The organism is Roseovarius sp., from assembly GCF_030373445.1.
Classification (GTDB): Bacteria; Pseudomonadota; Alphaproteobacteria; order Rhodobacterales; family Rhodobacteraceae; genus Roseovarius.
In genome coordinates this window covers 393315-405628 of sequence record NZ_JAUCYU010000001.1, presented here as the reverse complement: position 1 = coordinate 405628, position 12314 = coordinate 393315, and the positions used below count along the sequence as shown (strand labels likewise).

11 protein-coding genes and 1 tRNA gene are annotated in these 12314 nt (G+C 66.1%); 3 read left to right on the top strand and 9 right to left on the bottom strand.

Features of this window, described 5'->3' with window-relative positions:
- Nucleotides 1-18: 18 nt before the first annotated feature.
- Both QUV18_RS01790 and QUV18_RS01785 read right to left on the bottom strand, forming a co-directional pair.
- The gene (locus QUV18_RS01790; RefSeq protein ID WP_300891544.1) at nt 19-393 is read right to left on the bottom strand and encodes a hypothetical protein; all 375 of its coding nucleotides are present in this window, start codon (nt 391-393) and stop codon (nt 19-21) included.
- A gap of 37 nt (nt 394-430) precedes the next feature.
- Entirely contained in the window at nt 431-1117 is a 687-nt protein-coding gene (locus QUV18_RS01785; protein ID WP_300891542.1) for an outer membrane beta-barrel protein, read from the bottom strand.
- A 235-nt stretch (nt 1118-1352) separates the two neighbouring features.
- Here QUV18_RS01785 and petA point away from each other — a divergent pair, with 235 nt between their 5' ends.
- From petA to QUV18_RS01770, 3 genes are read left to right on the top strand one after another with little or no spacing between them, the layout of a single operon-like run.
- On the top strand, nt 1353-1913 hold the full coding sequence (gene petA / locus QUV18_RS01780; RefSeq protein ID WP_300891541.1) for a ubiquinol-cytochrome c reductase iron-sulfur subunit: 561 nt from the start codon (nt 1353-1355) through the stop codon (nt 1911-1913).
- A gap of 12 nt (nt 1914-1925) precedes the next feature.
- Nucleotides 1926-3248 carry a cytochrome b gene (petB, locus tag QUV18_RS01775; protein ID WP_300891540.1) on the top strand — a complete coding sequence of 441 codons (1323 nt, stop codon included), beginning with the start codon at nt 1926-1928 and terminating at the stop codon, nt 3246-3248.
- 17 nt (nt 3249-3265) lie between these two features.
- Nucleotides 3266-4054 carry a cytochrome c1 gene (locus tag QUV18_RS01770; RefSeq protein ID WP_300891539.1) on the top strand — a complete coding sequence of 263 codons (789 nt, stop codon included), beginning with the start codon at nt 3266-3268 and terminating at the stop codon, nt 4052-4054.
- 224 nt (nt 4055-4278) lie between these two features.
- Here QUV18_RS01770 and hisH read toward each other — a convergent pair whose 3' ends face one another.
- The 7 genes from hisH to QUV18_RS01735 all read right to left on the bottom strand — a co-directional run bounded on the left by hisH (nt 4279) and on the right by QUV18_RS01735 (nt 12181).
- Nucleotides 4279-4917, bottom strand: coding sequence for an imidazole glycerol phosphate synthase subunit HisH (gene hisH, locus QUV18_RS01765; protein WP_300891538.1), 639 nt, complete (start codon nt 4915-4917; stop codon nt 4279-4281).
- A 4-nt stretch (nt 4918-4921) separates the two neighbouring features.
- Nucleotides 4922-5509: an imidazoleglycerol-phosphate dehydratase HisB gene (gene hisB, locus QUV18_RS01760; protein WP_300891537.1), complete on the bottom strand. Its 588-nt coding sequence runs from the start codon at nt 5507-5509 to the stop codon at nt 4922-4924.
- 78 nt (nt 5510-5587) lie between these two features.
- Entirely contained in the window at nt 5588-6595 is a 1008-nt protein-coding gene (locus tag QUV18_RS01755; RefSeq protein WP_300891535.1) for an LLM class flavin-dependent oxidoreductase, read from the bottom strand.
- 131 nt (nt 6596-6726) lie between these two features.
- Nucleotides 6727-6801: transfer RNA gene (locus QUV18_RS01750), tRNA-Gly, on the bottom strand.
- A gap of 95 nt (nt 6802-6896) precedes the next feature.
- A complete protein-coding gene (locus QUV18_RS01745) occupies nt 6897-7286 on the bottom strand; it encodes an MAPEG family protein (RefSeq protein ID WP_300891533.1) in 390 nt (129 codons plus the stop codon).
- A gap of 70 nt (nt 7287-7356) precedes the next feature.
- The gene (locus tag QUV18_RS01740; RefSeq protein WP_300891531.1) at nt 7357-10800 is read right to left on the bottom strand and encodes a pyruvate carboxylase; all 3444 of its coding nucleotides are present in this window, start codon (nt 10798-10800) and stop codon (nt 7357-7359) included.
- Nucleotides 10801-10999: 199 nt separating this feature from the next.
- Entirely contained in the window at nt 11000-12181 is a 1182-nt protein-coding gene (locus QUV18_RS01735; protein ID WP_300891530.1) for an alpha-hydroxy acid oxidase, read from the bottom strand.
- Nucleotides 12182-12314 lie beyond the last annotated feature (133 nt).

Below are 12314 nucleotides of genomic sequence, written 5' to 3'. Positions count from 1 at the left end.
AAGGGAAGTGTCTTCGGATCAAAGGAGGCGCGGCGGGGCGCGCGGGGATTGCAGCAGGAAGGGGGGTGCCACGCGGGCGGCGAAGGCGCGGATCTCGGCCTCGGCCGGGTGGGCCGTGGCGGGGCGCGGCAGGGCGGGGGCCGGCGCGGCGGTATCGGCGGCCAGGAGCTGTACCGACCAGTCGCAGCGCTGGTGGGTGCGCTCGACCGGGTTGCCGTTCTCGTCGAGCGTGACGGTGACGGTTTCGCCGCCGGTACACAGGACCAGAGTCAGCGCCCCGTTCATCCAGGCGGGCATGGTCCCGGGGGCGAGGCCGGCATAGAAGGCGAAAAGCAGGACGAGACAGGCCCCGGGAAGGCGCAGGCGCCGGCGGTGCCGGCGGCCGCCTGTCATTTCTTGGGCCCTTGCATGTGCATGGCCGGGCCCCGGATCAGAAGCTGTAGCTGACGCCGAAGTTGATGGCGTGGGTGGTCAGCTCGGTGCTGAGGCGGCCGGGAAGCTGGCCGGGCACCGCCGGGTCGGCGTCGAGCGTGATGTCGTTGTCGGACCAGGTGATCTGGTACTCGCCGAAAAGCGCCCAGCGGTCGTTCAGCTCGTATTTCATGCCCGCGATCCCGCGCAGCGCGATGCCGGTCTGCTCGTAATCGAAGGTGCGGTTGGTGGCGCCGATCACCTGCGCGTCGACATGCGGGATGGCAAGGCCGACACCCGCGCCCAGATAGGGCGTGAAGTTCGAGCCCTTGAAGAAGCCGGGCCAGCGTTTCATCACGTTGGCGGTGATGATGTTGTGCCCGTCGGACAGCTCGAACCGGCCGAGACCGAGCGCGGCGAGATCGCCGGCCGAGGCATAGGCCTTGGTGTGCGTGCCCTCGACGCCGAAGCCGATGTTGTTGGTGTTCCACCACATGGCGCGGCCGCCGTAGTAGATCGGCGCCTCGAACGGCTTGCCGTCCCAGTTGAACTTGCGGCTGAACGCCGCGCCGCCGGGCAGGGTGCCGCTGCCGCGGCTGTCGGATACGCCCTGCCAGCCGAGATAGAGGCTGAGCTCGATTTCCGCTGCGGCCGGGCTGGCCAGCAGGACGAGGGCGGCGAGGGCGGATCTGGCGTAACGCAACATGAAGGGGGACTCTTTTTCCGGGGCGCGATTTCGGTTTCTGCTTACACGCCACCGCCCCGCGCCACAAGCGCGACAGATGAGCACCCCGGTCAAATCGTGGCGAATGTGCACTGGACGCCTCGCCAAAGCCCCGCTAAACAGCGGATCGGAAACGTGCCCGGCGCTCTTGCGCCGTGGTCATGTCATTGAGATGATGAACTTGGCCGGTTCCGGCTTGAGATATGGAGTAAACCTCGTGTCCCACGAAGAAGATCACGCAGGCACCCGTAGGGATTTCCTCTACTATGCCACCGCAGGCGCAGGTATCGTCACGACGGGGGCGGTCGTCTGGCCGCTGGTGAACCAGATGAACCCGTCTGCCGACGTCCAGGCGCTGAGCTCGATCCGGGTGGACGTTTCCGGCGTCTCGGCCGGGACGCAGCTGACGGTGAAATGGCTGGGCAAGCCGGTCTTCATTCGCCGCCGCACCGAGGAAGAGATCACCGCGGCCCGCGAGACCGACGTCTCGTCGCTGCCCGACGGGCTGGCGCGCAACGACAACCTGCCGCCCGACGCCCCCGCGACCGACGAGAACCGCTCGTTCGGCGAGACCGGCGAATGGCTGGTGGAAATGGGCGTCTGCACGCACCTCGGTTGCGTGCCGCTGGGCAATGCCGGCGATTTCGGCGGCTGGTTCTGCCCCTGCCACGGGTCGCACTACGACACGGCCGGCCGCATCCGCAAAGGCCCCGCGCCCGAGAACCTGCCGGTTCCGATCGCGGAATTCGTCGACGAAACCACGATCCAACTCGGATAAGGAAGCGCGCTCATGTCCGGAATTCCGCACGATCACTACGAACCGAAATCGGGCGCCGAGAAGTGGCTGCACAAGCGGCTTCCCATCGTCAGCCTGATGTATGACACGCTGATGATCCCCACGCCCAAGAATCTCAACTGGATGTGGATCTGGGGGATCGTCCTGACCTTCTGCCTGGTGCTGCAGATCGTCACCGGCATCGTCCTGGTGATGCATTACACGCCGCATGTCGACCTGGCCTTCGCCTCGATCGAGCACATCATGCGCAACGTGAACGGCGGCTACATGATCCGCTACCTGCACATGAACGGCGCCTCGCTGTTCTTCTTCGCCGTCTACATCCACATCTTCCGCGGCCTCTACTACGGCTCGTACAAGGCCCCGCGCGAGATCACGTGGATCGTCGGCATGCTGATCTACCTGGCGATGATGGGCACGGCCTTCATGGGCTACGTGCTGCCCTGGGGGCAGATGTCGTTCTGGGGCGCCACGGTGATCACCGGCCTCTTTGGCGCGATCCCGTTCATCGGCGAATCGATCCAGACCTGGCTGCTGGGCGGACCGGCGGTGGACAACGCCACGCTGAACCGCTTCTTCAGCCTGCACTACCTGCTGCCCTTCGTGATCGCCGCGCTGGTCGCCGTTCACATCTGGGCCTTCCATACCACGGGCAACAACAACCCCACCGGTGTCGACGTGCGCCGCGGGTCGAAGGCCGAGGCCGAGAAGGACACGGTTCCGTTCTGGCCCTATTTCGTCATCAAGGACGTCTTCGCGCTGGCGGTGATCATGGTGGTGTTCTTCGCCATCGTGGGCTTCATGCCGAACTACCTTGGCCACCCCGACAACTATATCGAGGCCAACGCGCTGGTGACGCCCGCGCATATCGTGCCGGAATGGTACTTCCTGCCGTTCTACGCGATCCTGCGGGCCTTTACCTCGGACGTGTGGGTGGTGATGCTGGCAAGCTGGATCACCGGCGGCATCGTCAACGCCAAGTTCTTCGGCGTGCTGGCGATGTTCGGTGCGATCGCGGTGATGGCGCTAGTGCCGTGGCTCGACACCTCGTCGGTGCGCTCGGGCCGCTACCGGCCGATGTTCAAGTGGTGGTTCTGGCTTCTGGTGATCGACTTCGTCGTGCTGATGTGGGCCGGGGCCATGCCGGCAGAGCCGCCCTATTCGACGATCTCGCTGATCGGGTCGGCCTACTGGTTCGCCTATTTCCTCGTGATCCTGCCGCTGCTTGGCGTGGTCGAGAAACCAGAGGCGCAGCCCGAGACCATCGAGGACGATTTCAAGGCCCATTACGGCAAAGCCGAAACGCCGGCCGAGTGAAGAGAGGACAAGGGACAATGTTGAAAAAGATTGCGATCTCCGCAGTTGCCGCCCTGGCCCTTTCGGGCTCGGGGGCGCTGGCGGCCGAGGGCGAAAGCCACGTGCATGACGTCGACTTCTCGTTCGAGGGGCCGTTCGGCTCGTTCGACCAGAACCAGCTTCAGCGCGGGCTCAAGGTCTATACCGAGGTCTGCTCGTCCTGCCACGGCATGCAATACGTGCCGTTCCGGACGCTGTCGGACGAGGGCGGGCCGCACCTGCCCGAGGACCAGATGCGGGCCTACACGGCGAATTTCGAGGTCTTCGACCCCGAGCTCGACGATTTCCGCACCGCGAAGCCGACTGACCACTTCCCCCAATCGAACCTGGAAAACGCGCCGGACCTGAGCCTGATGGCCAAGGCGCGGGCCGGGTTCCACGGGCCCTACGGGACGGGCATGAACCAGCTGTTCAAGGGCATGGGCGGGCCGGAATACATCGTGTCGATCCTGACCGGCTATACCGGCGAGACCAAGGAAGAGGCGGGCACCACGCTTTACGAGAACACGGCCTTCCCCGGCGGCTGGATCGCGATGGCGCCGCCGCTTTACGGCGAGGACGTGGAGTTCGACGACGACCATTCCAACGAGCTGCACCACGAGGCCGAGGACGTGGCCGCCTTCCTGACATGGGCCGCCGAGCCCAAGATGATGGCGCGCAAGCAGGCCGGGCTGGCCGGGGTGATCTTCCTGACGGTCCTGTCGGTGCTGCTGTACCTGACGAACAAGCGGCTCTGGGCGCCGATCAAGGGCAAGAAGACCGCCTGATCCGCAAGGCCAGAGACTCGAGAGAACCCCCGCCCATTCCGGCGGGGGTTTTCATTTGGCGGCGTTGAATGGGGCGCTGTGCCTGGCGCCGACGTCCTTCGCGACGGTCAACGTCGACCCCGGGCGCATTTGGCCCGGGAAGACGCCGGGGCCGGGCTCCCGGCTTCATCTTGCCGGAAATATTCCCGCCGGAGGCATTCGTCTCTTTTGGCCCGACAGCTCGGTCAGGGGGCCCAGCGGAGGAAGTTCGCGATCATGCGCAGGCCGGTGGACTGGCTTTTCTCGGGGTGGAACTGGGTGCCGACGATGTTGTCGCGGCCGACGACGGCGGTGACGTCGCCGCCATAGTCGCAATGGGCGAGGCGGTGGGCCGGGTCGGTGACCTCGAACTGGTAGGAGTGGACGAAATAGGCGTGGTGGCCGGTGTCGATGCCCTCGAAGATCGGGTGGGGGTGGTCGATCACGAGGTCGTTCCAGCCCATGTGGGGGATCTTGAGCGACGGGTCCGAGGGCGCGATGGCGGCGACGGTGCCGGGGATCCAGTCGAAGCCGGCGGTCTCGGTGTATTCCAGCCCGCGCGTCGCCATCATCTGCATCCCGATGCAGATGCCCATGAAGGGGCGACCGCCCTTGATGACGGCTTCCTCGATGGCTTCGAACAGGCCGCGGTGGTCGTAGAGTTCCTTCTGGCAGGCCGGGAAGGCGCCATCGCCGGGCAGGACCACGCGGGAGGCGCGGCGCACGGTGTCGGGGTCGGAGGTGACGGCGACCGCACCTGCGCCGGTCTCGGTCGCCATGCGCTGGAACGCCTTCTCGGCCGAGTGCAGGTTGCCGCTTTCGTAATCGACAATGACGGTGGTCATGGGGCTACAGCGCGCCCTTGGTCGAGGGGATCGCGTCGGCCTTGCGCGGGTCGGTCTCGACCGCGTCGCGCAGGGCACGGGCGACGGCCTTGAAGGCCGCCTCGGCGATGTGGTGACTGTTGAAGCCGTGCAGCGCGTCGACATGCAGCGTGATGCCGCCATGGGTGCTGAGTGCCTGGAAGAATTCGCGGACGAGCTCCGTGTCGAAGGTGCCGATCTTGGGCGTGGGCAGGTCGACGTTCCAGACGAGGAAGGGCCGGCCCGAGAGGTCGAGCGCGGCGCGCACGAGGGCGTCGTCCATCGGCAGGAGGCAGGCGCCGTAGCGGGTGATGCCTTTCTTGTCGCCCACCGCCTCGCGCAGGGCCTGGCCGAGGGCAATTCCCACGTCCTCGACGGTGTGGTGGTCATCGATATGCAGGTCGCCGGTGCAGCGGATCTTCATGTCGATGAGCGAGTGGCGCGCGAGCTGGTCGAGCATGTGGTCGAAGAAGCCCACGCCCGTTTCGTTGTCATACTGGCCGGTGCCGTCGAGATCGACGGTGACGTCGATCTCGGTTTCCGCCGTCTTCCGGGTGATCTGGCTTGTGCGCATCGTTGAATCCGTCAGTGGTTTCGCGCCCTTATAGGGGCGCGCGGGGCGCAGGCCAAGGGCGAGTTCGGGCAGCGGAGGTCAGGCGGCGGCGGCCTGGCTGCGCATCTCGGTCAGGATCTCGGCGGCGATCTCGAAGGAGCGGAGGCGGGCGGTGTGATCGTGGATCATGCCGGTGATCATCAGCTCGTCGGGCTGGAAGGTGTCGACCAGGGTGCCGAGCTGTTGCCGCACGCGGTCGGGGGAGCCTGTGGCGGAGCAGGCGAGCGCCTCGCGTACCTGGGCAAGGACGGGGGCGGGGATTTCCTGTTCGATGTCCTCGACCGGGTAAGGCAGCTTGCCCGGCTTGCCGGTTCTGAGGCGGGCGAAGGCGAGGAGTTGCGAGGAGCGGTGGAAGGTCGCCTCCTCGTCGGTGTCGGCGGCGCAGACGCCAGCGGCCATCATCACGTGGGGTTTGTCGAGGAACGCGGAGGGGCGGAAGGTTTGGCGGTAGGTCTCGATCGCCTGTTCCAGCATGGCGGGGGCGAAATGGGAGGCGAAGGCATAGGGCAGGCCCAGGTAGGCCGCGAGTTGTGCGCCGTAGAGGCTGGAGCCGAGGATCCAGACCGGGACATGGGTGCCGGTGCCGGGGATGGCGCGGACCGCTGAGCCGTCGGGCATGTCGCCGAGATAGGCGATGAGTTCCTGTACGTCCTGCGGGAAGCTGTCTTCGGGGGCCATGTGACGGCGGAGCGCCCGGGCGGTGGCCATGTCGGTGCCCGGCGCGCGGCCGAGGCCGAGGTCGATGCGGCCCGGATAGAGGGTGGCGAGCGTGCCGAACTGCTCGGCGATCACCAGCGGCGCGTGGTTGGGCAGCATGATGCCGCCCGCGCCGATGCGCATGGTGCTGGTGGCGGCGGCGACGTGGCCGATCACGAGGGAGGTGGCGGCGCTGGCGATGCCGGGCATGTTGTGATGCTCGGCCAGCCAGTAGCGGTGGTAGCCGAAGCGCTCGGCGTGCTGGGCGAGATCGACCGTTCCGGCCAGCGCGTCGGCGGCGGTTTTCCCCTCGGCGATGGGGGAGAGGTCGAGGAGCGAGAAATTCTGCATGGGAGGGCCTCCGTTCCCGGTGAAGCTAATCATCGCGGGGGGAGAGGCCAAGGGTGGAGGTGGGGAGAAATGCAGCGACCCCACGGCACACGGGCCGCGGTGGGGCTAGTCTGATTTGTGGGAAGAAGAATTGGAGCGGGTGATGAGATTCGAACTCACGACATTTACCTTGGCAAGGTAACGCTCTACCCCTGAGCTACACCCGCATCCTTGGGTGAGGCGTGAGATATAAAGACTCGGGCGGCGCTGCAAGGGGAAAATGCAGCCGGGTGCAGGATTTTTCGGCGGAAAGCGGCAGGCTTCAGAAGAGCGCGTGGCCGATCAGGCCGAGGGCCGTGGCCATGAACATGGTGAAGGTGAGGACCATGCCGGCCTGGCGCAGGCGCGGGACCTGGGGCGTGGCGCCCAGCCCGTAGGCGTGGAGGAGGCGGCCGGCGAGCAGGGTGAGGCCGAGGAGGTGCAGGGCCCAGAGAGGGGCGCCCTGAAGCTCGGCCAGCAGCAGGAGCAGGGCGCCGAAGGGCGCGTACTCGACGCAGTTGGCCTGCACGCGGATGCGTTTCTGGAGGGCCTTGTCCTCGCCGTCGCCGAGGGAGATGCGCGCGGAGAAGCGGTAGAAGATGACCCGGAAGCTGAGGAAGACCAGCAGGAGGGCGAGGAGGCCGGCGTAGAGGGGGGTGGCGGTGAGGGGCAAGGGCGCGGTCTCCTGTCTCGGTTTCGGGCCGAGGGTAGCGCGCCCCTGCGCAGGTGCAAGCGGAGCTTGGTTATTCCAGCTCGATCATCAGGTCCTTGGCGTCGATCTGGCTGCCGGGCTGGACGTGGATGGCCTTTACCGTCGCGTCATGCTCGGCATAGATGCCGGTTTCCATCTTCATCGCCTCGATGGTCAGGAGCGGGTCGCCATCCTTGACCTTCTGGCCGACCTGCACCGAGACTGAGGCCACGACGCCCGGCATCGGTGCGCCGACATGGTTGGCGTTGCCCGCCTCGGCCTTGGGGCGCTGGGTGGTCTGCGACTTGACCATGCGGTTGGGCACGCGGATGACGCGGGGCTGGCCGTTGAGTTCGAAGAAGACGCGCACGTCGCCGTCTTCGTTGGTTTCGCCCACGGCCTGGAGCAGGATTTCCATGGTCTTGCCCGGGTCGATCTCGACGCTGATCTCCTCGCCCGGTTCCATGCCGTAGAAGAAGGTCTTGGTGGGCAGGGTGCGGACCGGGCCATAGGTGCGGTGGCGGCCCATGTAATCGAGGAAGACCTTGGGATACATGAGGTATCCGTTGAGGTCCTCGCTGTCGACGGACTTGCCTTCCAGCTCCTTGACCAGCTTGTCGCGGGTTTCCTCGAAATCGACGGGTTCGAGGTGCTTGCCTGGGCGTTCGGTGTTGGGTTTCTCGCCCTTGAGGACCTTGTTGACGATCTTTTCGGGGAAGCCGCCCGGGGGCTGGCCGAGATTGCCGCGCATCATGTCGATGACCGAATCGGGGAAGGCCACGTCGGTGTCGGGGTCTTCGACCTGCTCGCGGGTGAGGCCCTGGCTGACCATCATCAGGGCCATGTCGCCGACGACCTTGGAGGACGGCGTGACCTTGACGATATCGCCGAACATCTTGTTCACGTCGGCATAGGTCTGGGCGACCTCGTGCCAGCGTTCTTCCAGCCCCAGCGAACGGGCCTGGGCCTTGAGGTTGGTGAACTGGCCGCCGGGCATTTCGTGGAGGTAGACTTCCGATGCCGGGGCCTGAAGCCCGGCCTCGAAGGCCACGTACTGGGCGCGGACGTGTTCCCAGTAGTTCGACAAAGCCCTTACATGGGCGATGTCGAGGCCGGTGTCGCGCTCGGTATGGGCCATGGCCTCGACGATGGAGCCGAGGCAGGGCTGGGAGGTGCCGCCCGAGAAGGCATCCATCGCCGCATCGACCGCATCGACGCCGGCATTGGCGGCGGCGAGGATGGTGCCGCCGGCGATGCCGGAGGTGTCATGGGTGTGGAAGTGGATGGGGATCGAGACCTCGTTTTTCAGCGCGGTGATGAGCTGACGGGCGGCGGCGGGTTTCAGGAGGCCCGCCATGTCCTTGAGACCCAGCACGTGGGCGCCGGCGTTCTCCATCTCTTTCGCCATCGAGACGTAGTACTTGAGGTCGTACTTGGCGCGGTCGGGGTCGAGGATGTTGCCGGTGTAGCAGATCGTGCCCTCGCAGATCTTGCCGGTGTCGATGACGGCGTCCATCGCGACGCGCATGTTCTCGACCCAATTAAGGCTGTCGAAGACGCGGAAGACGTCGACGCCGGTTTCGGCGGCTTGCCGGACGAATTCCTGCACCACGTTGTCGGGGTAGTTGGTGTAGCCCACCCCGTTGGAGGCGCGGAGCAGCATCTGGGTCAGCAGGTTGGGCATGGCGGCGCGCAACTCGCGCAGGCGCTGCCACGGGCATTCCTGCAGGAAGCGGTAGGCCACGTCGAAGGTCGCCCCGCCCCAGCATTCGACCGAGAAGAGCTGCGGCACGTTATGGGCATAGGCGGGCGCCACCCGGATCATGTCGATCGAGCGCATCCGCGTGGCCAGAAGCGATTGGTGACCGTCACGCATGGTGGTGTCGGTCAGCAGCAGGCGATCCTGCGCCAGCATCCAGTCGGCGACCGCCTTGGCGCCCTGCTCTTCGAGCAGGGTCTTGGTGCCGGCGGGCGGTTCCTTGGCGTCGAGTTTCGGCGCTTTCGGCACCGGCGCGTCGGCCTTGGGTTTGGCCCGTCCCTGGGTTTCCGGGTGACCGTTCACCGTGATGTCGGCGATGTAGGTCAGCACCTTGGTGCCCCGGTCGCGCCGCTTGGCGAACTGGAAAAGCTCCGGTGTCGTGTCGATGAACTTGGTGGTGTATTCGTTCGACAGGAAGGTCGGGTGCTTCAGCAGATTCTCGACGAAGGCGATATTGGTCGACACACCCCTAATACGGAATTCACGCAACGCACGGTCCATCCTTGCGATGGCGGCTTCGGGGGTCTGGGCATGCGCCGTGACCTTGGTGAGCAGCGAATCGTAATAGCGGGTGATGACCCCGCCGGAATAGGCGGTGCCGCCGTCGAGACGGATGCCCATGCCGGTGGCCGAGCGATAGGCGGTGATGCGGCCATAGTCGGGGATGAAGTTGTTGAGCGGATCCTCGGTGGTGATCCGGGTTTGAAGGGCGTGGCCGTTCAGGGTGATGTCTTCCTGCGTCTTCTTGCGCGTGGCCTCGGCCAGGGTCTTGCCCTCGGCGATCATGATCTGGGCCTGCACGATGTCGATGCCGGTCACCTCTTCGGTGACGGTGTGTTCGACCTGTACGCGGGGGTTCACCTCGATGAAGTAGAACTGGTTGGTGTCCATATCCATCAGGAACTCGACCGTGCCGGCGCATTCGTAATCGACGTGCTTGCAGATCTTGTAGCCGAGCTCGCAGATTTCCGAGCGCTGGAGGTCGGTGAGATAGGGGGCGGGGGCGCGTTCGACGACTTTCTGGTTGCGGCGCTGGACCGAGCAGTCGCGCTCGAACAGGTGGTACATGTGGCCGTGCTTGTCGCCGAGGATCTGCACCTCGACATGGCGGGCGCGGGTGATCATCTTTTCGAGATAACCCTCACCGTTGCCGAAGGCGGCGAGCGCCTCGCGGCGGCCTTCGAGCACCTTTTCCTCAAGCTCTTCGGGCTTGGTGACGGGCCGCATGCCGCGGCCGCCGCCGCCCCAGGAGGCCTTGAGCATCATCGGGTAGCCGATCTCGTCGGCCTGTTTGCGGATGAGGTCCATGTCCTCGCCCAGCACCTCGGTGGCGGGGATGACGGGCACGCCGGCCTCGACCGCGACGCGGCGGGCGGAGGCCTTGTCGCCCAGAGCGCGCATGGTCTCGGCGCGGGGGCCGATGAAGGTGATGCCGTTGGCGGCGCAGGCATCGACGAAATCGGGGTTTTCCGACAGCAGGCCATAGCCCGGGTGGATGGCGTCGGCGCCCGACAGCTTGGCGACGCGGATGATCTCGTCGATGGAGAGATAGGCCTGAACCGGGCCCATTCCCTCGCCGATGCGATAGGCTTCGTCGGCCTTGAAGCGGTGGAGGGAGAGCTTGTCTTCCTCGGCGAAGACGGCGACCGTGCGCTTGCCCATTTCATTGGCCGCCCGCATGACGCGAATGGCGATCTCGCCGCGGTTGGCGATGAGGATTTTCTTGAAGTCAGCCACCGGCCCGCCCTCCTGACATGCAGTCCTTGAAGCGTCACACCGCGGAATTGCCGCAGTGCAGCGCCATTGCTGCGGAACTTGTAGGATTTGTGAATGATTTGCGCAATGGCGGCGGTGGCCGATTCACCCTTTCGCGAGAGATTCTGCCCGATCGGGGAGGCGGGATTACCCGGATTGGAGGCGGGGAAGTGCCACGATATCAGGGGGTTGGCGGGTCGCCATAGGGCGTGCCTTGGGGGGTGCGGGTGGCGGGGACTACCCGGTTGCGCACCTCTGTCAGGGTGCGGATGCCGAGCTGGCCCATATTGGCTTCGAGATCGGCCTTGAGGATATGGGCGAGGTGGCCGGGGCCGGCGGGCCCGAGGGCGGCGAGGGCGTAGTGCCAGCCGCGGCCCATCATGGTGAAATCGGCCCCGAGCGCGATGGCGCGGAGGATGTCGAGCCCGCCCTCGATGCCGCCGTCGAAGATGATCGGCAGGGAGGTGGCGGCGCGGATCGCGGGCAGCGCGTCGATGGTGGCCGGGGCCGCGTCGAACTGGCGGCCGGCGTGGTTCGAGATCCAGATCGCGTCGGCGCCTTCCTTTTCGAGCCGTTTGGCATCGTCGGGGTTCATCACGCCCTTGACGAGGAAAGGCCCATCCCAGGCATCGCGGAGCCAGCGCAGGTAGTCCCAGTCAGGCGAGGTGCGCAGCAGGTAGCCCGCGTGCTTGTTCGAGGGCAAGCCCTTGGTATTGGGGGCATAATCGTCGATCATCCGCATCCGGGGCATACCGCGTTTGGCCATGCCGAGGGCCCAGGCGGGGCTGGTGGCGATATGGGCCAGAAGGCGGGGGGTGATGCGGGGCGGCTGGGTCAGGCCGGAGCGGACCTGGCGTTCGCGGCGGGAGCCGACGGGGACGTCGACGGTGAGGATAAGGGTGCGGAAGCCGGCGGCTTTCGCCCGCTTGAGCATGTCGGTGCGGATCTCGGGGTCGCGGGGCGGGTACATCTGGAACCAGCCGTGATCGCCCAGCACCGGTTGGACATCCTCGGGGGTCTGGCTGGCCACGGTGGAGAGGCCGTAGGGGATGTTCGCGGCGGCCGCGGCGCGGGCGAGGTGGCGTTCGGCATCGGGCCAGACGAGGCCGGACATGCCCACCGGTGAGATGCCGACGGGGAGGCCGTAAGTGGTTCCGAGGAAAGGGATTTCGGTGGAGCACTCGATCTCGCCATGGAGGATGGAGGGCATGAGCTGCACCGCGTCGAGGCCGGTGCGGTTGCGGCGGGTCGTGGCCTCGGTTCCGGTGCCGCTGTCGAGGAATTCCCAGACGAAATGCGGCAGGCGGCGGCGGGCGCGGGCGCGCAGGTCGGAGAGGGCGGGATATGCGGTGTCGAGGCTCATGGGAGAGAGCGATAGCAAGCGGCGGCGGGGGGCGGAAGAGGGAATGGTGACGGCGGCGGATTCTGCGATGCGGCGCGAATCATGGTTAACGGCGTTGTTTTGAAGGGGAGGGGACGTCGGTATCTTGTCGGTA